Origin of the sequence: Terribacillus halophilus (genome assembly GCF_900101385.1) — a bacterium.
In the GTDB taxonomy this organism is placed as follows: Bacteria; Bacillota; Bacilli; order Bacillales; family Amphibacillaceae; genus Terribacillus; species Terribacillus halophilus.
In genome coordinates, this window is the sequence record NZ_FMZB01000001.1 from 506,402 (window position 1) to 527,593 (window position 21,192).

Sequence of the window (21,192 nt, forward strand, 5' to 3'; positions counted from 1 at the left end):
AATAATAGTAAAATTAAGAGAAAAGAGATATTGGGGGCAGATTAATTGAAAGAAATAATTAGAGAGGTAGCTGTCCGTCATTTCAACGCATTTGGATATGAAGGCGTTAAGATGAATAAGATTGCGGAAGAAGTTGGAATTCGTAAACAATCTTTGTCTTATCACTATCCTACAAAAAGCGATTTACTCTTAGACACATATAAACAAATAGTGAATGAGGAGATATCCTTTATAGAAGATTTCTTTACTAAAAAAGATATAGGTATAAAGGAGCTGCTATTATTACTTTTAAAGGAAACGGAGTACCGCTACTATAAACAGCCCAATGTGGCTTTCTTACAGATAATGTCATTCCAAGCGCCGGTTGAATATAGCGATATTGTAATTTCTTATTACCGAGAGTACTTACACATATTTAAGCAGAATTTGATTCAAATTTCTTCTAAAAGTAATTCTTTTACTTGTACCCCAGAAGAGTTCGCTGTTGGTTTTATCACAATCTTTGATGGCTTGATTATACAGCTGGTTTATGAAGATTCGCGAAGTTTTAAGTATGCTTCTCAATCTTCATTCTCTATTTTTTGGAAAGGTATTACTAGCTGATAGAATCCATAAAAAAACAACACTAGAGACTATCTAGTGTTGTTTTTTTGCATCTACCTATAAGTCCGCATTCAAAAATAGGCAAATTTCGAACAAAAACCGGACAATTTTGATACCAAATGGAGTACCTTTTTATTTCGGAAAAGCAAGTAACATTTTCTCAGAGGCAAAAAAGTCCTCTGGGAGAAGCGCCTTTCCCTTATCAAGACGTACTCGCCTGATTTTGCACGACTGTGAAGGATGCTGGTGAACGAGGGGAGTATCTTCTGATGAGGATATCGAAATAATCTATTGGTTAAAATGAAACATTTCGATTACAGCTGCGTACAACATCATAGTGCTTCTCATTTTCTGGTAAATGCAGTATTCAACTACAACGTCTTTAGATGAGAAATTGCCATGTAGATACATATACGGTTTGTACATTGTCTATCCATCCATGTATTGCTGCTCGTTGGCATGAGCCGTAGAAGTATTTCCAATATGGATACAAAAAATATTAAAGGAGAATTCCCATGGTAAAGAGATTGTCTTTTGTGTTTGTACTTTTTGTTTTAGCCATTATTGTTTTATTTTTAGCTGCTGCAAATCCAACAGGTCCGAATACTGTTTCGTTCGAAGAGCCATCCGTTATTTGGTTGAATGTTGGAATCATAGCATTGTTGTTTTTACCGCCTTTCATTTTATCTTTCTTCAGTCATATTGCGGTCAAAATTGTTTCTGCTATATACCAAGCTTTTATCGTCTTCGCTTTCTCAAGTCTTATTCTCGCAGGTTTATTGATTCCTAGTGTCCCGGTAATCGTTGTCGCAGGTCTGGGCACCATCTTAAGTATTTGTAGCATCTTTGTCACTATTTTAACTGGATTGAAAAAGGGAAAAGTTGTTACGGAGTGAAAAATGTATATTCGGAATGAATTCTTATTCTCTTTTTCTGGTGAATTTGGCGTCCTAAAATAAAAGAACAACCAAAAAAATGCACCGCACTTCTTCTAGTGCGGTGCATTTTTTTGGTTATTCTTTGCTCTGTTCAGTGCTATGTAAAAGGCGATTATAAACATGAAGAATGATATTGACCAAAGGAGTATTGATAAGTCATCTAAGGATCCAGGTAAGTTTGTAGCGACCAAAGGCAAGATTCCAGCTAAAAATATCAGCGGGATTAAATACTTGATTTTTAACTACCTCCTTCTTTACCAGAAATACCCTTCGTTAATTTTGATGGTAGCATATTGCATGTTGTTAAGCAAAGGCTCCCAAATTGGAATAATCCTCTCAAAACTATTTTGCAGGATTTTTTTTGCTTGTCATCCGGAATTAATCCAAGACGAATGCATACAGTGGAAGCATGGGGCGCAATCCATTACATGTATACTAGTACAGTTTTCGCTTTATATAATCCAATATGAAGAGATGATCAAAATGAATAAGTTCACTGTTCAGCGCAAGACATTAGCTTATGAAGTGTATAAACATCTATACAATAAAATCATCACATTACAATACAAACCGGGGCAGATGATTTATGAAAGTGCAATAGCCGATGAGTTGGGGCTGAGCAGAACGCCTGTCAGGGAAGCGATTCAAATGCTTGCTTCGGAAGAGTTCCTGCAGATCATTCCCCAAAAAGGAAACCGGGTGAAGCATATCTCGAAGAAAAAGGTGCAGGAAGCGTTTCAAGTCAGAAAAAGTCTGGAAGCTGTCGCTTTTATGGATGCTGCTGTCAAATGGAATCAAGCTGATGTAAGGGTCAGTGGATATAAGGCTGATTTAATGCATATTATGGACCAGCAAAGGGATGCGGCAAAAAGTGAAGATGTTGGTACTTTTTATCACTATGATGAGGTTTTTCACGATAAAGTCCTTGAAATATGCGGCAATCAGACTTTAGGGGCTGTCGTACGTCAGGTACGGGGACATGTGAATCGGATCCGCTATTTGGAATTTTTTGAGACGAGGGAAATGGATCGTGTCATTTGTGATCACGAAGATTTAATTACCTTGATACAAAATAACGACGCAGAAGGAGTTGTGCAAAGACTTCATCAGCATCTCGACACAGCCGCCAGTCACTATGGCGAGATAATGGAGAAGTATGCCGAGTATTTTGAAGCTCACGCTTAGTAGATGAGCTTTGTGTTATTCGATGACTTGTATACTAGTGTGCAAAAGGAGACTAATAGGATGCAGATTGCAGTGTTGGGTTTGAACCATGGATTTACATTGGCACAGCAGGCAAAAAAAACGGCTGGGCTTACATTGGTGGCGGTAGCTGGAAACAACGCTGGTGCAAAAGAACGGGCAATGGAGCTTGATGTCCCTTTATATGCGGATTATAAGGAACTGATCGATAACTGTTCGCTGGATGGCGTGATTATCACCCTGCCAAACCACTTGCACAAAGAAGCTGTGACATACTGTGCTGATAAAGGCTTGCATTGTCTGGTGGAAAAGCCGATTGCCGACACAACCGCTGCCGCTCGGGAGATGATTGATTATTGCCGGGAAAAACAAGTGCAGCTTTTAGTTGGACATCATCGCCGTTATTCAACCAAGATCAATCATTTGAAGCACTTGCTGGAAAGTAAGGTCATAGGGGACTTGGTCGCTGTGAATATGGTTTGGGTCCTTGCCAAAGACCGTGATTATTACAAAGAAGCCTGGCGTGTAAAAGCAGGCGGAGGTCCGCTGTTGATCAATGGCATTCATGATTTGGATAACTTGCTCTATGTTACCGACTTAAATATTGAAAACGTTTACGCAGTTGGAAAGAATAAGGTTCGGTCAGCCGACGTGGAGGATGCGGTCACGGCAATCTTGGAGGCAGAGAATGGGACGGTAATCCACTATTTCTTGACCGATGGTGTGCCATCTCCTTGGTCTTATGAATTCAACCTAAAAGAAAACCCGATCTATCATTTTTATGATGAAGATTGTTATTACTTTTTCGGAACAAAAGGGAGTTTGGCTTTTCCGAGTTTTCGTTGTTATCAATACAGCGAGGAAGAATACGGCTGGAAGCATCCTTTGGTTGAAAAGCAATACGTGCCTGCTGAGACTGTAGATCCAATAGCTGCTGAATTAGCCCACTTTGAAGATGTATTGAAAGGGGGAATTGTTCCGCGCATACCAGGAGAAGCTGGTTTAAGAACGTTGGAAGTACTGGAGGCAATCAATCTTTCCATCCGTGAGAAGAGAAGTGTCAAACTTCAAGAGATTATGAGTGAATAAGCACAATCGTTCCATTCAGGGGAAAGTGGGGGTTGGATGAAACAATTGTTTCTGTTTTTATCATTGATTGGCATGATGTTATTTGTAAGCGCTTGCAACAATGCTCCTTCAGCAGAAAAAGAAGTGAAAGTCATGCGACTTGCAAACGCTACGCCGGATGATCGTTCCTTGAGTAAAGCACTGTATTTATTTGAAGAAAGATTGGAAGAAGAAACGGCTGGCAGCATTGATGTAGAAGTTTATACAAACAGTGTTATCGGAGGGGACAGAGAAGTCTTTGAAGGAATGCAGCTGAACACGATCCAAGGGGCATCGATGTCGACAGGGCCGGTCGCACAGTTTGCTGATGAATTTAACGTTTTCGAACTGCCATTTTTGTTTGCTGACGAGGAAGAAGCTTACCGCGTTTTAGATGGTGAAGTGGGCGAGCGTTTATTGGCGGAATTAGACAAACAGAACGTAGTTGGTTTGAATTATTGGGAAAATGGGTTTCGGATGCTCAGCAATAATGTACGTGAAATCAAAACGGTAGATGACGTCAAAGGAATCGATATCCGGACGTTGGAAAATGAATGGCATATGGAACTTTGGCGTGAACTGGGCGCCAATCCGACGCCGATGAATTACGGTGAATTGTATATCGGGCTGGAGCAAGGTACTGTCGATGCCCAGGAGAATCCGGTGGGAAATGTGGTGAACAGTCATTTTTATGAGGTGCAGGATCATTTGACTGTCACCAATCATATTTACAATGCGAGTCCTTTCATGGTGAGTAAGCCTTTCTGGGAATCACTGACGAAAGAAGAACAAAAGGCAGTGGAACGTGTTGCGGATGAAGTGCAAAAGAAGCAGCGGCAAATGAATCGGGAGGAAGTCGAGGATAGTTACGCGATTGTAGAAGAGAAGGGGATGAAGATTACAGAACTAAGTGAGGAAGAGCTGGAGCGTTTCCGGGAAGCAACCAGGCCGGTTCGCGAAAAATATATAGCGAAGTATGGAGATGAATGGTTGAAACAAATAGAGGTAGAAACCAATTGACGGACTGGGGGAGGTCATTGTGAAGCCTATTCGATGGTTGAATCGATACGTTGAGGAATGCATGATGGTTTGTTTACTGTCTGTGATGGTCGTCGTCATTTCTGCACAAATCATCATGCGTTTTATCTTGGGATCGTCTATTGGCTGGTCGGAAGAATTAGCTCGTTACTGCTTTATATGGCTTGTTTTTATCGGGATAAGCTACGGAGTGAAAAAGCAGCGGCATATAAGCATTGATGCAATCTATATATTGCTGAAGGGAAAGCAGCGAGTCATCCTCCATATCATTGTGAATTTGCTGTTCTTATCATTCGCAGTGATGCTATTGATTTATGGCGGTAAAATCAGTACCCAGATTTATCTGTGGGGGCAGAGTTCTCCGGCTTTGCAAATAAATATGGGGTTGGTATATATGGCAGCACCTGTCAGTATGCTGCTGACATCCTGGCGAATCATACAGCAGCTGCTGCAACAATTCCATCTGCTCCGCAGCGGGGAAAAGCTGTCCGATGAAGAGCAAACATCTACATTCTAATGCTGGAAATATGATATTGGGAGAGTGAGAAATGTCTGCAGTCATTATGTTTGGCAGCTTTGGTCTCTTGCTGTTATTAAGCGTCCCGATCGGTATTGCGCTAGCTTTGTCATCCATTGCTACGCTTTTATACGCGCAAGATATGCCGCTGGAATTTTTAGCCCAAGGATTAGTCACTTCGGTTGATTCCTTCCCTATCATGGCCGTGCCATTCTTTATATTGGCTGGAGAGATCATGGGTAAGGGTGGGCTTTCCAAACGATTGATCAAGGTAGCAGAATCGGTCGTTGGGAATATAGCAGGCGGATTTGCGATGACAACGATTATTACCTGTTTTTTCTTTGCTGCCATATCAGGTTCTGGACCAGCTACTGTTGCCGCCGTCGGGGGAATCATGATTCCTGCCATGGTTCAGATAGGTTATAGTAAGCAGTTTGCCGCTGGCATAGTCGCGGCTGCTGGAACATTAGGCGTGATTGTGCCTCCGAGTATTCCAATGATTATATACGGCGTAGCAAGCGGGACTGCGGTGGGTGATCTTTTTATAGCTGGCATACTGCCAGGTCTTTTGATTGCTTTGCTAATGCTTATCTATGTTTATTTTTATGCCAGGAAGAAAGGATACAGCGGAACCGGGGAAGCATTTTCATTCATGCGCTTGCTACGAGCTGTCTGGGATGCCAAATGGGCACTGATTGTACCCGTGATCATCTTAGGTGGGATTTATGGTGGTTTCTTTACACCGACAGAAGCGGCGGTTGTCGCAGTTGTGTACGGTTTGATAGCGGGCGTGCTGCTGTATAAAGAATTGAAGCTTAAAGACTTGTATGAAGTATGCCGGAATGCAGCGTTGATGACGGCGACGATCATGCTGATTATCGGGGCTGCTACAGCATTCGGGAAAATCATGATCATTGAACAAATGCCTGCTAAAATTGCCGACGGAATGCTGTCGATTTCCGACAATCCTGTTATTCTGATGTCCCTAATTGTGATCTTGCTGCTTTTTGTCGGAATGGTGATGGATACAACGGCAGCAATCATTATTTTCACACCGCTGTTGATGCCGGTTGGAATCGAGCTCGGATTCGATCCGGTACATTATGGGATAATCATCATCCTGACACTGGTCATCGGCTTCATCACACCACCTATCGGCGTCAATTTATTTGTTGCAAGCGAAATATCCGGCTTGTCGATCATGAAAATCTCAAAAGCCATCGTCCCTTATATCGCAATCATGCTCCTCGCACTGATTCTTATCATCCTCATTCCGGAAATAGCGCTGCTCTTATTGGGTGGGTAGCATCAGACAGAAAATACATGGCGGATTTTGCTCAGAAGAATGATCAAACAGAAAGGTTGATTCATGTTGAAGGATCAATTTTCGTTGGCGCATCTGACAGCATTGGCATGTCCTCCTCCAGCCCTCACTTATATCGCAGCCAGGGCAGGCTTTGATTTTGTAAGCATCAGACCGATTTGTATGGGATTGAGAGATGAACCTGATTATGACTTAGCTGCTAACAGGCAAATGCTGAGACAAACAAAAGCGGCACTTTGGGAAACCGGACTCCAAGTACTGGATATCGAGCTAGCAAGAATAGTGGATGGCATGAACACAAAACAATACGAACCAGCCTTTGAAGTCGGTGCAGAATTAGGGGCACGGCATGTGCTGTGCAGCGTATGGACAGATGATGCTGTTTTTGCAAACGAACGTTTCATCGAATTATGTGAATTGGCTAGAATGTATCAATTAACGATAGAATTGGAATTCGTTCCTGTTGCATCCGTTGCGACATTGAAACAGGCTGTCAGCATGCTGCACATTGCAGCTCAAGAAAATGCCGGGCTCATGATCGATGCGCATCATTTCCACCGTTCGAAAGAAAATGTAAGCGATCTCAAAGGAATACCTGCTGAATGGTTCCATATGTTTCACTTATGTGATGCAGTGAAAGAAATCCCAAGAACGAAAGAAAAGATGATAAAGATCATGCGGGAGGAGCGTCTTTACATCGGCGAGGGTGGTATTCCGATCAAAGAGATATTACAAGAGATTCCAAAAGTGCCCTATTCTTTAGAGATACCGCATTTGCAGCGCTCAGAGAGGCTGGGTTTTGAAGAGTACGTCAAAAGGTGTTTACAGTCGGCAAAGGAATATATCAGTCTGAATCTGGATGATGTGAACATATACTAGTGTACAAGAATACGAGGTGAAAACATGAGCAGACGAAGTGCATTGGAGCATTACAAAAATGGCGGAGCTTGGTGGGAAACGGAGATCAGCGACATCAAGAAAAATCAAATCATCCTTCGCGGGAAAGAAGTAGAAGATTTGATCGGAAATGTTACCTACAGCCAAATGCTGTATTTTCTGCTGACAGGTAAGGAATTGACCGACCAGCAAGCCAAATTGTTTGAAAGTGTGCTCGTAGCCGGTGCCGACCATGGCCCGCGTGCCCCATCGATAGCGGCAGCGAGAATGGCAGCAACATGCGGTGTGAGCTTTAATTCGGCTATTGCCACTGGCATCAATATGTTGGGGGATATTCATGGCGGAGCTGTGGAAGGCGCAATGAACCTCTTGTATACAACGAAAGCGGAATTGTCTTCCAATACAAATGCTGTAGCGGAAAACGTCCAGCAGTTCCTGTCGGCAGGAAAGAAGCTGCCAGGTTTTGGTCATCAGCTGCATGACAAGGACCCGCGTGTGAGCAGGCTGTATGATTTGTCACAGAAAGTGATTGATAGCGGCGAAATAAGCGGAGAATATCTGGCAATTCTTGAGGACTATCGGCAATCCATGTCAGCAGTGAAGAAACGAGAGTTTACGGTAAATGTTGATGGTATTTCTGCAGCCATCCAGTGTGAAATCGGTATTCCGGCAGAAGCAGCAAAAGGTATCTTCTCCCTGTCACGAGGAATGGGGATAGTCGCCCATGCATACGAGGAGTTGATGCAAGGAACGTTGATCAAGGGCCCTTGTCCAAATGATGAGAAGCTTGTCCGATATACAGGTGTTATCCCGAATGACGCGCAAAAGGAGTGAGAGCAAATGCGAAAGGCCCGGCCATTCGTGAATGGGATTTGGTTGGAGGATAATCGCGAGCCTATGCCAGTGATAGGTCCCTATCAAGGTGAAACAGTTGGTGTCCAATTCAAGGCGGACAAAAATGAGGTTGCCCAAGCGTTGGAAGCAGCACGTCTCCATAAGAAAAAGATTTCAAATCTTTCACCTGCTTTCCGGGCAAAGGTGCTGTATCGGGCAGCAGTCCTGCTGGAGGAACGCAAGGAAGAATTTGCGATTCTGATTGCAAAAGAAGTGGGCAAGGCGCTGAAAAATACGCGTGATGAGGTTGCCCGCTCGATTGAAACATTGCTGCTGTCAGCCGAGGAAGCAAAACGGCTGTTTGGGGAAACATTGCCGGGAGGGGCATCAGACCGTGGGACTTCCTCCATGGCGTTGACATTCCGCATCCCAGTAGGAGTGGTTGCAGCAATTACCCCATTTAATGCGCCGCTGAATTTGATTTGTCATAAAATTGGTCCGAGTTTTGCCGCTGGAAATGTCACCTTATTGAAACCAGCACCGCAAGCGCCTTTGATCGCGACAGCACTTGTGGAATTGCTGCTGGAAGCCGGGATGCCCGTCCAAGCAATTCATATGGTCTTGGGCGGAAAGGAAATAGGTGAACAAATCGTGCAGGATGATCGAGTGAATCTTGTTTCATTCACCGGAGGCGTTCCAGGTGGCAGGCAAATCAGCCAGACTGCCGGGATGAAAAAGGTGCTGCTGGAACTCGGAGGCAATGCAGGAACCATAGTGCATCAGGATGCCGATGTAGAGCGGGCGGCTGCCATTTGTGCAAAAACAGGGTTTAGTAATGCCGGTCAAAGCTGCATTTCTGTCCAGCGCATTTATGTCCACGAGCAAATCTTTCTCCCATTTGTCGAGAAGTTAAAGCATTTCACGGCAGCGCTCATTGTCGGCAATCCGGAAGATGAACGTACGGATGTCGGGTGTGTCGTGAACAGGCAGACAGCAGAGCGGGTCAAACAGTGGATCGATGAAGCCGTGGCGGAAGGAGCAGAACTCATCCACGGCGGAAATGCAGTCGGCGCTTCCATCGATCCGGCAATATTGCTGAAACCAAAAAAACGAAGCAAGGTCGTGTGCCAGGAAGTTTTCGGTCCCGTTGTCAGTGTACTGCCGTATGCCGATTTGGATGAAGCAATCAAAGATGTGAACGATTCGGAATTCGGGCTGCAAGCGGGCATTTTTTCAAACTCACTGGAAGTCATCCGCAAGGCTGCAAGAGAACTGGAAGTCGGCGGCGTAGTCGTCAATGGTTCGTCGAATTTTCGTCTTGATCATTGGCCGTATGGCGGTTTAAAGGATAGCGGCATCGGCAGGGAAGGTCCACGATTTGCTGCAGAAGAAATGACGGAAATGAAGATGATCGTGCTGCAGGATCTCCTGTGAGCAGGACACAAAGAGCTAGGAGGGTACTTTATCATGAAAAAACTGATTTCGGCGCAGTTAGTCAAATACCTGGAATCCCGCGGTGTAAAGCATATCTTCGGTTTGTGCGGCCATACCAATATCGCAGTGCTGGCTGAATTGGAAAAAAGCTCGATCAAATTCATCAATGTGCGCCATGAGCAAATCGCGGCACATGCAGCGGATGGGTACGCCAGGGTGACAAAAAAGGCAGCAGTAGTACTGAGTCATTTAGGGCCCGGTTTGACGAATGCCGCAACCGGTGTTGCCAATGCGGCTTTGGATTCGATACCTATGGTAGTCATTGCAGGCGACGTACCAAGTTACTACTACGGGAAGCATCCTCACCAGGAAGTGAATATGCACGCTGACGGCGCTCAATATGAAATTTACCGTCCGTTCGTCAAACGAGCATGGCGCGTTGATCAGGCAGAGCTTTTTCCAGAAATCCTTCAAAAAGCATTCCAGCTGGCAGAAAGCGGCCGCCCAGGCCCTGTCCTTATTTCGGTGCCGATGGATATATTCTCGACGAAAATCGAGGAAGAGGCTTTCAGACTGTTGGATCATCATATCCAGGTGGTGGAAAAACCTTCATTGGATGAAGAAACGGCAGCATGCATCGTAGAGAAACTGGCAAAAGCAGAGCGTCCGGTTCTGTATGCCGGTGGCGGTGTCGTATTGGCTGATGCCACGCGCGAGCTGCGGGAATTTGCCGAGCATCTGAATATTCCGGTCGCCCATTCCTTGATGGGAAAAGGAGCATTGCCTGATGATCATGAGTTGGCACTTGGCATGACTGGCTTTTGGGGAACAAAATTCATCAATGAGCAAACGAAAAATGCTGATTATCTTTTCGGAGCGGGTACGCGTTTTTCAGAAGCCGATTCAAGCTCTTGGTATGATAACGTAACTTTCGATTTCCCGAAAACAAAATTGATTCATATCGATATCGACCCAAACGAGATTGGACGCAATTATCCTGCTGAAATTGGCGCAGTTGCTGACTTGAAAAAAGCCTTCATCACATTGAATCGTGTGGCAAAGCGGTTGTATCCAGATGGTATTGACCGAAACGAGCAATTAAGAGAAGCAATCGTAAACTATCGCCAATCACTTCGGGAGAGCATTTCTAAAAATGTGAGCAGCACTTCCTTCCCGATGAAACCAGAGCGTATCTTGGCTGAGGTGCGTGATGTCCTGCCGCGGGATGCATATCTTACAACGGATGTAGGCTGGAATAAAAATGGCGTTGGGCAGCAGTTCCCTATTTACACACCAGGATCCATTTTGACACCGGGTGGTTTTGCTACAATGGGCTTCGGCAGTTCTGCAGCAATCGGGGCAAAAATAGCCGCACCGGACAAAGTGGTGGTGTCGTTGATTGGTGATGGCGGATTCGGACAAAATCCGTCTGTGCTCGCCACAGCAAAAGAAGAAAATATCCCGGTTGTTTGGGTTGTCATGAATAATAGTGCGTTTGGTACTATCGCTGGTCTGGAAATGGCACATTACGATACAACCTATGGCACACGATTCCAGGCAGATGGCGAAAGTTATACACCGGATTTTGCTGCCATCGCCAAAGGATATGGCATCAAAGGAATCAAAATAGAATCCGCTGCACAATTCAAAGGTGTGCTGAAAGAAGCAATTGCCGCAAATGAACCGGTAGTAATCGATGTAGCGATGAAAAATGAGCCAGTTCCGACAGACGGAAAGTGGAATATCAATGATATATATTCTCCTGATGACGATAAGTCACATGTGAGCATTCCTTAAGAAGGGAGGAGAAGATCATGCCAACACCTTTAGAGGGTGTGAAAGTGCTGGACGTTTCCACCATGATCGCAGCACCATTCGGAACTGCATTGCTCGGGGATTTTGGTGCGGAAGTTACAAAAGTTGAAATTCCAGGAAGAGGAGATACGTCAAGAAGTGTCGGTCCATTCAAGGGTGATGAGCCATTACGCTGGCCCGGTTTGTCACGGAATAAAAAATCATTGACGCTGGATTTGCATAAAGCAGCAGGTGTGGAAATTATGAAAAAGCTTGCTGCGACGCATGATATCCTCATCGAGAATTTCCGCCCTGGGACACTGGAAAAATGGAGCGTCGGCTATGATGTCTTAAAAGAAATCAATCCAGATTTAATCATGATTCGTGTTTCTGGCTATGGGCAGACTGGACCATACCGGGAAAAGGCCGGCTTCGGGACCCCTGCCACAGCATTCAGCGGCTACACGTATTTACAAGGATTCACCGACCGGCACCCGGTCAGTCCGCCATTTTCCTTAACGGATTATATTTGCGGAATCTATGTGGCCTTTGCCGCTGTTACAGCGCTGTATCACCGTGATACAAATACATCCGGGGCTGGGCAGATGATAGATGTCGCACTTTATGAGTCGGTTTTTCGCATGATGGAATTTCTCGTGGCCGAATACGATCAGCTCGGAAAAATTCGTGAACGTTCCCCTGGTTTAGCAGGACATTCGTCCCCCTCCGGAACCTTCAAAACGAAGGATGAGCATTGGGTCGTGCTGGTTACGAGCACTGATACAACCTTCAATCGCCTGGCAGCTGCAATGAACCGCGCTGATTTACTGACAGACCCGCATTTCCATACGAACGCAAGCCGACTGGAAAATAATGAAGCAATCAATCAAATTGTTGCCGATTGGATCAGCAATCATCCGCGGGAAGCGTTATTGAAAAAGCTGGATGAATTCGGTGTGCCAATCAGTCCGGTGCTCAGCATAGCTGATATATTTGCAAATGAGCACTATCAGGCACGTGAAAACATTGTAGAAGTGCAGCATCCTCGGCTTGGAGCCATCAAAGTACCCGGTATTGTTCCCAAATTTGAGAAGACACCAGGCAGTATCCGGTCGATTGCACCGGATTTGGGGGAGCATAATGAAGAAATTTTGGAGGGCTTAGGTTATTCCCTTGTGGAGATAGAGACGTTGAAACAAAATGGCGTAATATAACAACTCTAGTTTATCAATAGTATAGCGGGTTAAAGATAAACAGAACCGAGGCACGATCAGCAAGGATAAGGCAGTTTGCCATCCTTGCTGTTTTATTTTTTTAATTCCTTTGATGGCTTTACAAAGTAAGGGAAACAATTATAATAAAAAATATATTGATTAAGTAAACTTAACTTTTGGTGAATGATGCTGACTGAAAAGCATACATGTCTAATATGCTCTAGCTGTAGTTCCCCTGCAGAAGGAGAAATGAATTTTGAAGAAGTCAATAAAAGAACAAAAGTCGGTATTGATAATTTTATTAAGTAATTTGTTCATCGCCTTTTTAGGGATGGGTCTAATCATTCCAGTTATGCCGTCCTTTATGGATATCATGCACTTATCAGGCAAGACGATGGGGTACCTTGTCGCTGCCTTTGCTGGTGCGCAATTAATTATGTCTCCGTTCGCCGGCCGATGGGTGGATCGTTACGGAAGAAAGAAGCTTATTACAGCGGGGTTGTTTCTTTTCGCTGTTTCTGAGCTGCTTTTCGGTTTATCGACGCATGTTTGGCTGCTTTATCTCTCAAGGATTCTGGGAGGCATCAGTGCTTCTTTCATCATGCCTGGTGTTACAGCATATGTAGCCGATATCACTACGAATAAAGAACGACCGAAAGCAATGGGATATATTTCCGCTGCAATTAGCACAGGTTTTATCATCGGGCCAGGTCTTGGTGGTTATATTGCTGAATATGGTATTCGCATGCCTTTTTATGTTGCTGCGGTCATTGCCTTTTTAGCCTGCTTCCTATCTATTTTCATACTGAAAGAACCTCTGTCCAAGGAACAGCTAGCTGAAATCGCAGAAAATAAAAAAAGGACCAGTTTTGTCGGTGACTTGAAAAAATCATTGCACCCCATTTACTTCATTGCGTTTTTCATTGTATTTGTACTCGCTTTTGGATTATCTGCCTATGAAACGGTATTCAGTTTGTTTTCCGATCATAAGTTCGGCTTTACACCAAAGGATATAGCGATGATTATAACGATCAGTTCGATTTTCGGTGTCATTGTACAGGTACTGTTATTTGGGAAAATGGTCGATCTGATGGGTGAGAAGATGCTGATACAATCATGTTTGATAATAGGCGGTATTTTAGCGATCGCATCGACATTGATTTCCAGCTTTGTCGCAGTGTTAGCCGTAACCTGCTTCATTTTCCTGGCATTTGATTTATTGCGTCCTGCCTTGACAACATTCCTCTCCAGAACTGCAGGTAAGGAGCAAGGATTTGTAGCTGGCATGAATTCAACTTATACAAGCTTGGGCAATATAATCGGTCCGGCGCTGGGAGGAATACTTTTCGATATCGATATTCATTATCCGTATTTGTTCTCTGCCGTAATTTTGCTTTTCGGTCTGGTGATAACTTTTAAATGGAAAGGTAAAAAGCTGAAGGAATCAGTATTGGAAAATTGAATACCGCCCTTGCAGATAGCTTAGGCATACTTTCCTTTCGATGTTCATATAATTCTGCGTTGGATAAAATCGAAAGGATGGATGAAACATGTTTTATCACATCAAAGAATTACAATATCATGCCAAGCCATCTAAGCCGGATCCCGTATTTGCCAGGCAACTGCAGGAAGTGTTAGGCGGGCAGTATGGTGAAATCAGTGTTATGATGCAATATTTGATGCAAGGGATGAACACAAGATCTAATGATAAATATAGAGATCTCCTCTTTGATACTGGCACGGAAGAAATCGCACATGTTGAAATGCTTGCAACCATGATCGCGAGATTGTTGGATGATGCCCCTTTTGAGGATCAAAAAAATGCATATGAAACGGATCCGGCATTGAATGCCATCTTGGGTGGAACGAATCCTCAGCATGGAATCGTAGCAGGTCTTGGAGCTATGGCAGCGGACGCAGCAGGTTATCCATGGAATGCCAAATACATTATCTCCAGCGGGAATCTTCTTGCGGACTTCCGGGCCAACTTGAATGCCGAGTCCCAAGGGCGCCTGCAAGTGACACGCTTGTATGGAATGACAGATGATCCGGGTGTACGTGATATGCTTTCTTTCTTGATAGCGCGTGATACCATGCATCAGAATCAGTGGGTTGCTGCCATCAAGGAATTGGAGGAAAGAGAAGGGGACATCGTGGTACCGACAACATTCCCGAGGAAACTTGAAAAGGGAGAAGTAGCATATACATTATTTAACTTCTCGCGCGGGGATGCCAGCTCAAAAGGCCGTTGGGCAAGCGGACCGAGTATGGATGGCAGAGGTCAATTCAATTATGTGGCTGAGCCTGAACCGTTTGCGGGAGCGCCTAAACTCAAACCGGCCCCGTTCCTGTATCATGATACGATGCCGCCAAAATCGATGATGTGAACAGTCTGACGTACAGGTACAGCTTGTACGTCTTTTTCTGGTGGGTCAATATCAAATGCACTTCCCTTCTTGTCCGCATAGTATGCACTATGAGAAGGAGGTGTGACGCATGGATCCGATTCAAAATGAAACAATGTATCAAGTGCTTGTATTTGCGACGATCCTCGCTCCGATAGTGACTGCGATGATGGAACTGCTGAAACGGAGCTTTCCCCGACTTGTGCCTTATCATGCTATCCTTAGTGTCGTTGTCGGTGCACTCCTGGGCGCCGCTGCTTACCCGTTTACAGATTTTGAGCTTGCTGCCCGGCTTTGGGCAGGCGGAATAGCCGGGCTGGCCAGCACTGGTCTGTATAATACACTCTTCTCAAGAAAACCTCCGCCGGACAAATAGTTTAAAAAAGCCCCATTCAGGCTAAGGAATAGTAAAACGCTGTTGGAGGTCAAACCATGAATAAGAAGAAAAAGCTGCTGATCATCATCCCAATCATATTTATACTGCTATTCCTGGCATTGAGGCCATTAGGATCTCAGTACGATTCGGAAATCGAACAGGTAATCGATCTGGAGAATCAGCATCTTTCTGATCAAGGAGAAGTAGAGCTGAAACGAAAGAATGCAAATTTCTATGTATATGCAGATGGCGGTTATGTTCAAATCCGTTATGATGATGCAAATGGAGAGGAGCGGCAAGCTGTATATGAAGAATTGGATGGCGGCACCTATGAGCGGCATGATGAAATGCCGGAAGGAGCACGGAACCTGACAAGGGAATATGAAGAGGAAAATAGATAAAGTTTCGGCGGGCTTCAGCAGAAGCCCGTCATTTTTGTGCCGTATGAACGAAAACAAGGTGATCTGTCCACTGACCGTTTTCAAAAATAAAACCTTTGCGTATGCATTCAAAACGCATACCGACACTTTTGGCTAGGGCGATTGATTGCGGGTTATCCAAATTGATATGTGCTTCGATTCGCTGATAATGGAGCTTGGATGCTCCGATATCCAATGCCATACGTACAGCAGCCTTGCCATAGCCATTTCCCCAGTACTGATTATGAATTGTATAGCCGATCCTTCCCCATTGAAAGTCATCTCGCGCCAAGGTGGAAAAATCGATCATGCCAAGATGGGAACCATCCGCTTCCTTGAAGACAGCGAAAACATATGCTTTGTCTTCGGCCGCCAACCGCTGATGCTTGTCCACTAAATCGGAAAACCAAGAGTCTGTACATACGGTCATATCAAGCAGACCTGAATCATGGGTATGCTGTGACAGCTTGCGTCTGCTGAAGCCGCTGAACCATTTGGAATAATCTCCTTTGCGCAGCGGCCGCACCAACACGCCATCAGCGCAGGATTGAAAATCGAATAGCATCCTGAACACCTCCTCCTTTCACTATATCATCAAATTCCATGTTTGCCCCCGGACACTTTGACCATACACAATCCTTTTCGGAGCATAGCTTATAACTGTAAGACAAATACAAAACGAAGGAGGTAAGGCAGATGGGAGAAAGACACGACAAGAAGAACAAATATGAAGGAGGAAATCAGTCTATGAGCTACGATAAACATCGCGATGAAGGTTTTGAATGGGAAAATCATGTGAAGTCCGAAAGTGAAAGTGATAGTGAAAGCAAATCCAAAAACTACAACTTCAACTACAACTATGCGGAAGTTTACAAAAGCGGTAACTCTTACGTCAACGCTAAGTCCAAAGTAGACAGTGAGCAAGATAGCGAAGATGACGACGATAACGGCGGCCACAACGGCCACGGCAAACGCAAAAAATACGGTAGATAATTAAAGAAAGGAGAAGAACAATGAGTAATCTGAGAAAATATGAAAATCCATTCAAAAGCACTGGTTACAGTACAAAATCCAGTGTTGCCCATAGCGGTAACGCCGATGTGGATATCATCATGGAAGTGAATACAATGCCGATTGCATATGCGATGCTCTGCTCGCTGCGCGCGACGAACAAGTTGTCGGAACATGAATTCGAGAGTGCTCTGAAGAGACTGAAAAAGCTTGTAGATGATGATCGCAATTCCTATCATAATGATCCAGGCACTGCCAAAATCTATCATCTAGAATAAAATAGCGCAGGAGCCCTCCCGCCAGTGCTTCCAGCTAAAGGCGGGATTGCTCTACAGCCTTCCGCAACATCCTATGCAAACAAATATCTCAGTGTTACTTGTCTACTCACGTTCTTCTCCTAGCCAGCCTGTTACAGGCTGGCTTTTTACATAGAAAAAGCACCACGATAAAGTGGCGCTTCTGTCACAAGGCAGCCGGACCTTGTTTTCCTGTATTGATATCAATCGTTTGCTGAATCGGATAGACGAATATCTTTCCATCGCCTGCTTTGCCGGTATGGAGTATGCTGGCGGCAGCTTTGGTGACGTCATCGACGGGAACAGAGCTGACGACGATTTCCACTTTCAGCCTATCGAACACGTTCTGGACTTTCTTTACGCCTCGATATAACTCGGTATAGCCTTCCTCCAGGCCGCAGCCTTGCACATGGGAGAAGGTCATGCCGGATACCCCGATTTCTGCCATTTTCATTTTGAAAGCTTCAAGATCCGCTGAGCTCCTTGTGATAATCTCAACCTTGAACATGTCACTCATATACCGTTCCTCCTTTAGATTAATCCTGATAGGCGCGTTCGCCGTGCATCGTCAGATCCAGACCTTTTGCTTCTTCTTCATCGGTTGCACGTGCCTTGAAGATGAGGTTAACGATTGTAATCAGGATGAATGTCACAATGCCGACAAAGGCAAATGTTGCAATGATGGCTACTACCTGTCTCCATAATAGATCAATACCGCCGCCGTAGAAAAGACCGTTGTGTTCGACAATTGCGTTAATGGAGTCACTTGCAAACAAGCCGGTTGCGATGCCGCCCCAGGTACCGCCCACTGCATGCAGTCCAAAGGCGTCAAGTGCATCATCGTAACCTAGCTTCTGCTTCAGCCAACCGACACCCCAGAAGCAGACGATGCCGCCAATCAAGCCGATCGGAATACTGGAAAGCGGGGAGACGAAGCCAGCAGCGGGGGTGATGGCGACAAGGCCCGCAATCGCACCGGATACAGCGCCCAGTAATGTGGGTTTTTTGTTGACCACCCATTCGATGATCATCCAGCCAAGTACACCAGCTGCAGCTGCGGTATTCGTGTTGATAAAGGCATACATTGCGACATCATCGAAAGCAAGTTCACTGCCGACATTGAATCCAAACCAGCCGAACCAAAGCAGCGCGCCGCCGATCAAGGTGAAAATCAAGTTATGCGGTGCAGTGGTGCCAGCATTTTTACGTTTGCCGATGACAATCGCAACGACCAACCCTGCAAGACCGGAGGAAATATGGACAACGTTACCGCCTGCAAAATCAAGTGCGCCCATTTCCGCAATCCAGCCACCGCCCCATACCCAATGTGCAAGCGGGGAATAGACGATGAGGACCCATAGAACCGTAAAAAGAATGAATGCTGGAAAACGAATACGTTCTGCATAAGCACCAGACACGATGGCAGTTGTCAGGATCGCGAATGTCATTTGGAACATCATGAATAAATTGAATGGAATGGTGTGCCCTTCATTCGGTTCGAAGCCGACATTATGCAGCCCGAAAAAATCCAATCCGCCAATAATTCCGTTACCTGGTGAGAACGCCAGCGAAAAGCCGACGATGATCCAGATGATCGACACAATCGCCATCGTCGTGAAACTGTGCATTGCTGTGCTAAGCACATTTTTACTTCTTACCAACCCGCCGTAGAAGAGTGCGAGTGCTGGTGTCATCAACCATACCAAGACGGTTGCGACAAACATGAATACCGTATTAGTCATATCCATTTTCTCTACCCCCTGTGTGTTTCTTCATTGTTTGAAAATTTAAATCTTTTTTCATTATAAGTGCCAGACAAAAAAATGTAACAAAGTTGTCAGGTTATCTTACGTGAATATTTCTGACCAAAAATTGTAAGTGTTTTTGAGCTTCTTTGTTATAAAGCGTTACTAAAACGGGACCGAGTTTTAGAAGGATGGGAATTTTGGGGTGGTTTGCACCACTTTATAACGGGAATAGATAGATAGCTGCGGAGAAGTACTACATCGGAAGTTTGACAATAACTGTAAAGCGTGATAAGATAGTTAACGTCTTCGATGTTTGAGTAACTTTATCGAAGATCAATGGCATTCTGCTATAGTTTTAATTAGAAGTACTTATTCAGACTGGAACGGCCAAGGAGCCGTGAGGATGCAATAGAGGTAGGGATTGCATCGTATAAGTGAAAACTACCATGTGGAACAAGTACCGCGGCATGAGGATGTATTAGGTATCCTCAACTCACAATAGAAAAGTTACATTTTAGCCCCGCATTGGCATTAGCTGATGCGGGGCGTCCAAATTTCTAGGGATAATCACAGCATAAATGGAAATTTCAGAATTTATAGTTGACTCATAATTTACCCCATGCTACAATCCTGTTAACAAATAAATAGCAAGCTCTTATCAAGAGAGGCGGAGGGACTGGCCCGATGATGCCCGGCAACCTGCAAGCAGCAATGCTTTTAAGGTGCTAATTCCTGAAAGTGCGTATAGCGCTTTAGAGATGAGAGAGACATGTCGGTACATATTGCCACCCTGTCCTCTCAGGGTGGTTTTTTTAGTTGAGGGGAGGAAGCTTACGGAACATGAATTTACAACAGTCATACCAAACTGGCAAACTTCTCATCGGGGATTTCGAGCTTGAATCAGGCGATATCTTATCAAATGTCGAGGTGACCTATGAAAGAAGCGGACCCGCCTCGCGAGAAATGGTGCTTGTCTGTCATGCATTGACAGGTGATCAGTTTGCAATCGGAACGGATACAGCACCTGGATGGTGGAATGGGTTGCTGCAGCCGGAAGGTTACATCGATACCGACCGATATCAAGTCATGACATTCAATGTACTGGGCGGATGCAATGGGACAACAAGTGCCCTGTCGATGAATCCAGTTTCAGGTGACAGGTATGCAGCAGCTTTTCCGGAAATAACGATTCGGGACATGGTTTCGGTTCAACGTCTTGCATTGGAGAAACTAGAAATCTCTCATTTAAAGGCGGTGATCGGCGGATCATTGGGAGGAATGCAAGTTATGGAATGGGGGGTTATGTATCCTGATTTTATGGATGTGCTGATTCCGCTCGCAGCAACCCCCTTTGTGAGTGATTATGCGATTGCGTATAATCATTTGGCTAAGACAGCCATTACCTCCGATCCAAACTGGAACGATGGATACTATACTGCAGACAGATTACCTGCAGCTGGTCTCGGCCTAGCGCGGATGGTAGGGATGCTTACTTACCGTTCCGATCATCAATATAATGAACGTTTCCGCCGAGCTGCCTCCGGAAAAGATGATGCAGCTTATGAGGTGGAGTCGTACTTGAATTATCAAGGGGAAAAACTTGTTGCTCGCTTTGATGCCAATTGCTATATGACCTTATTACAAGCGATGAACAGTCACGATATCGGCAGGGAAAGAGGTGGATGGCAGGCAGCTGCCCAAAAAATAAAGGCAATTGTGCTGACATTCGGATTTTCGAGAGATCTGCTGTTTCCGCCGGAAGAGATAAAGCGTTTTGCAGCGGCAGTGCCGAGTGCCCGGCACGTAGATGTGGATACAATCTATGGACATGATGGTTTTCTGCTGGAGTTTGAGAAGTGGGGACACCATATCCGTGATGTTCTGGAGCAGCCAATGAAAATTTCATATTGACTTATCAAGAGAGGTGGAGGGACTGGCCCGATGAAACCCGGCAACCTGTAAGCGGCAATTGCTTTTAAGGTGCTACATCCAGCAAACAGAAAGTTTGGGAGATAAGGAGTTTTGTGCATATGC

22 protein-coding genes and 2 riboswitches are annotated in these 21,192 nt (G+C 44.9%); of the genes, 19 read left to right on the forward strand and 3 right to left on the reverse strand.

The features are described 5' to 3' along the window. The first annotated feature begins 45 nt into the window (after positions 1–45). The 16 genes from BLQ53_RS02375 to BLQ53_RS02450 all read left to right on the forward strand — a co-directional run bounded on the left by BLQ53_RS02375 (position 46) and on the right by BLQ53_RS02450 (position 16,085). Positions 46–603: a TetR/AcrR family transcriptional regulator gene (locus BLQ53_RS02375; RefSeq protein ID WP_093725609.1), complete on the forward strand. Its 558-nt coding sequence runs from the start codon at positions 46–48 to the stop codon at positions 601–603. Positions 604–1,118: 515 nt separating this feature from the next. Further along, positions 1,119–1,499, forward strand: coding sequence for a hypothetical protein (locus tag BLQ53_RS02380; protein ID WP_093725611.1), 381 nt, complete (start codon positions 1,119–1,121; stop codon positions 1,497–1,499). A gap of 525 nt (positions 1,500–2,024) precedes the next feature. Continuing rightward, positions 2,025–2,726: a GntR family transcriptional regulator gene (locus BLQ53_RS02385; protein ID WP_170829551.1), complete on the forward strand. Its 702-nt coding sequence runs from the start codon at positions 2,025–2,027 to the stop codon at positions 2,724–2,726. A 60-nt stretch (positions 2,727–2,786) separates the two neighbouring features. Then, positions 2,787–3,833 (forward strand): Gfo/Idh/MocA family protein, encoded by a 1,047-nt coding sequence (locus BLQ53_RS02390; protein WP_170829552.1) that lies wholly within the window; start codon positions 2,787–2,789, stop codon positions 3,831–3,833. 36 nt (positions 3,834–3,869) lie between these two features. Next, a complete protein-coding gene (locus BLQ53_RS02395) occupies positions 3,870–4,871 on the forward strand; it encodes a TRAP transporter substrate-binding protein (RefSeq protein WP_244499212.1) in 1,002 nt (333 codons plus the stop codon). A 19-nt stretch (positions 4,872–4,890) separates the two neighbouring features. Next, positions 4,891–5,406 (forward strand): TRAP transporter small permease, encoded by a 516-nt coding sequence (locus BLQ53_RS02400; protein ID WP_093725617.1) that lies wholly within the window; start codon positions 4,891–4,893, stop codon positions 5,404–5,406. 31 nt (positions 5,407–5,437) lie between these two features. After that, positions 5,438–6,712, forward strand: coding sequence for a TRAP transporter large permease (locus BLQ53_RS02405; RefSeq protein ID WP_093725619.1), 1,275 nt, complete (start codon positions 5,438–5,440; stop codon positions 6,710–6,712). A 63-nt stretch (positions 6,713–6,775) separates the two neighbouring features. Further along, positions 6,776–7,609: a sugar phosphate isomerase/epimerase family protein gene (locus tag BLQ53_RS02410; RefSeq protein ID WP_244499213.1), complete on the forward strand. Its 834-nt coding sequence runs from the start codon at positions 6,776–6,778 to the stop codon at positions 7,607–7,609. 24 nt (positions 7,610–7,633) lie between these two features. Then, entirely contained in the window at positions 7,634–8,461 is an 828-nt protein-coding gene (locus BLQ53_RS02415) for a citryl-CoA lyase (RefSeq protein WP_093725621.1), read from the forward strand. Positions 8,462–8,467: 6 nt separating this feature from the next. Further along, positions 8,468–9,895 (forward strand): aldehyde dehydrogenase family protein, encoded by a 1,428-nt coding sequence (locus tag BLQ53_RS02420; protein ID WP_093725623.1) that lies wholly within the window; start codon positions 8,468–8,470, stop codon positions 9,893–9,895. A 33-nt stretch (positions 9,896–9,928) separates the two neighbouring features. Further along, positions 9,929–11,692 carry a thiamine pyrophosphate-binding protein gene (locus BLQ53_RS02425; RefSeq protein WP_093725625.1) on the forward strand — a complete coding sequence of 588 codons (1,764 nt, stop codon included), beginning with the start codon at positions 9,929–9,931 and terminating at the stop codon, positions 11,690–11,692. 17 nt (positions 11,693–11,709) lie between these two features. Beyond that, a complete protein-coding gene (locus tag BLQ53_RS02430) occupies positions 11,710–12,903 on the forward strand; it encodes a CaiB/BaiF CoA transferase family protein (RefSeq protein WP_093725627.1) in 1,194 nt (397 codons plus the stop codon). A 256-nt stretch (positions 12,904–13,159) separates the two neighbouring features. Beyond that, positions 13,160–14,365 carry an MFS transporter gene (locus BLQ53_RS02435; RefSeq protein WP_093725629.1) on the forward strand — a complete coding sequence of 402 codons (1,206 nt, stop codon included), beginning with the start codon at positions 13,160–13,162 and terminating at the stop codon, positions 14,363–14,365. Between the two features lie 88 nt (positions 14,366–14,453). Then, positions 14,454–15,290 carry a manganese catalase gene (locus BLQ53_RS02440; protein ID WP_093725631.1) on the forward strand — a complete coding sequence of 279 codons (837 nt, stop codon included), beginning with the start codon at positions 14,454–14,456 and terminating at the stop codon, positions 15,288–15,290. 109 nt (positions 15,291–15,399) lie between these two features. Next, positions 15,400–15,684 carry a holin gene (locus BLQ53_RS02445; protein WP_342005071.1) on the forward strand — a complete coding sequence of 95 codons (285 nt, stop codon included), beginning with the start codon at positions 15,400–15,402 and terminating at the stop codon, positions 15,682–15,684. Between the two features lie 56 nt (positions 15,685–15,740). Next, positions 15,741–16,085 carry a cystatin-like fold lipoprotein gene (locus tag BLQ53_RS02450; RefSeq protein WP_093725633.1) on the forward strand — a complete coding sequence of 115 codons (345 nt, stop codon included), beginning with the start codon at positions 15,741–15,743 and terminating at the stop codon, positions 16,083–16,085. Positions 16,086–16,113: 28 nt separating this feature from the next. Here BLQ53_RS02450 and BLQ53_RS02455 read toward each other — a convergent pair whose 3' ends face one another. Next, the gene (locus BLQ53_RS02455; RefSeq protein WP_093725635.1) at positions 16,114–16,668 is read right to left on the reverse strand and encodes a GNAT family N-acetyltransferase; all 555 of its coding nucleotides are present in this window, start codon (positions 16,666–16,668) and stop codon (positions 16,114–16,116) included. 131 nt (positions 16,669–16,799) lie between these two features. Here BLQ53_RS02455 and BLQ53_RS02460 point away from each other — a divergent pair, with 131 nt between their 5' ends. Further along, positions 16,800–17,096 carry a hypothetical protein gene (locus BLQ53_RS02460; RefSeq protein WP_093725637.1) on the forward strand — a complete coding sequence of 99 codons (297 nt, stop codon included), beginning with the start codon at positions 16,800–16,802 and terminating at the stop codon, positions 17,094–17,096. Positions 17,097–17,116: 20 nt separating this feature from the next. Next, a complete protein-coding gene (locus BLQ53_RS02465) occupies positions 17,117–17,392 on the forward strand; it encodes a hypothetical protein (protein ID WP_093725639.1) in 276 nt (91 codons plus the stop codon). Between the two features lie 184 nt (positions 17,393–17,576). Here the strand turns inward: BLQ53_RS02465 and BLQ53_RS02470 are convergent, their stop codons facing one another. Together BLQ53_RS02470 and BLQ53_RS02475 are read right to left on the reverse strand one after the other, a co-directional pair. Then, the gene (locus tag BLQ53_RS02470; RefSeq protein WP_093725641.1) at positions 17,577–17,927 is read right to left on the reverse strand and encodes a P-II family nitrogen regulator; all 351 of its coding nucleotides are present in this window, start codon (positions 17,925–17,927) and stop codon (positions 17,577–17,579) included. Between the two features lie 19 nt (positions 17,928–17,946). Then, a complete protein-coding gene (locus BLQ53_RS02475; protein ID WP_093725643.1) occupies positions 17,947–19,158 on the reverse strand; it encodes an ammonium transporter in 1,212 nt (403 codons plus the stop codon). Between the two features lie 652 nt (positions 19,159–19,810). Next, a riboswitch (SAM riboswitch) is annotated at positions 19,811–19,923 on the forward strand. A 75-nt stretch (positions 19,924–19,998) separates the two neighbouring features. Here BLQ53_RS02475 and metX point away from each other — a divergent pair. Next, positions 19,999–21,069, forward strand: a complete 1,071-nt coding sequence (gene metX, locus BLQ53_RS02480) for a homoserine O-acetyltransferase MetX (RefSeq protein ID WP_093725645.1) — start codon at positions 19,999–20,001, stop codon at positions 21,067–21,069. Then, positions 21,068–21,177, forward strand: a riboswitch (SAM riboswitch). It overlaps the preceding gene by 2 nt. Positions 21,178–21,192 lie beyond the last annotated feature (15 nt).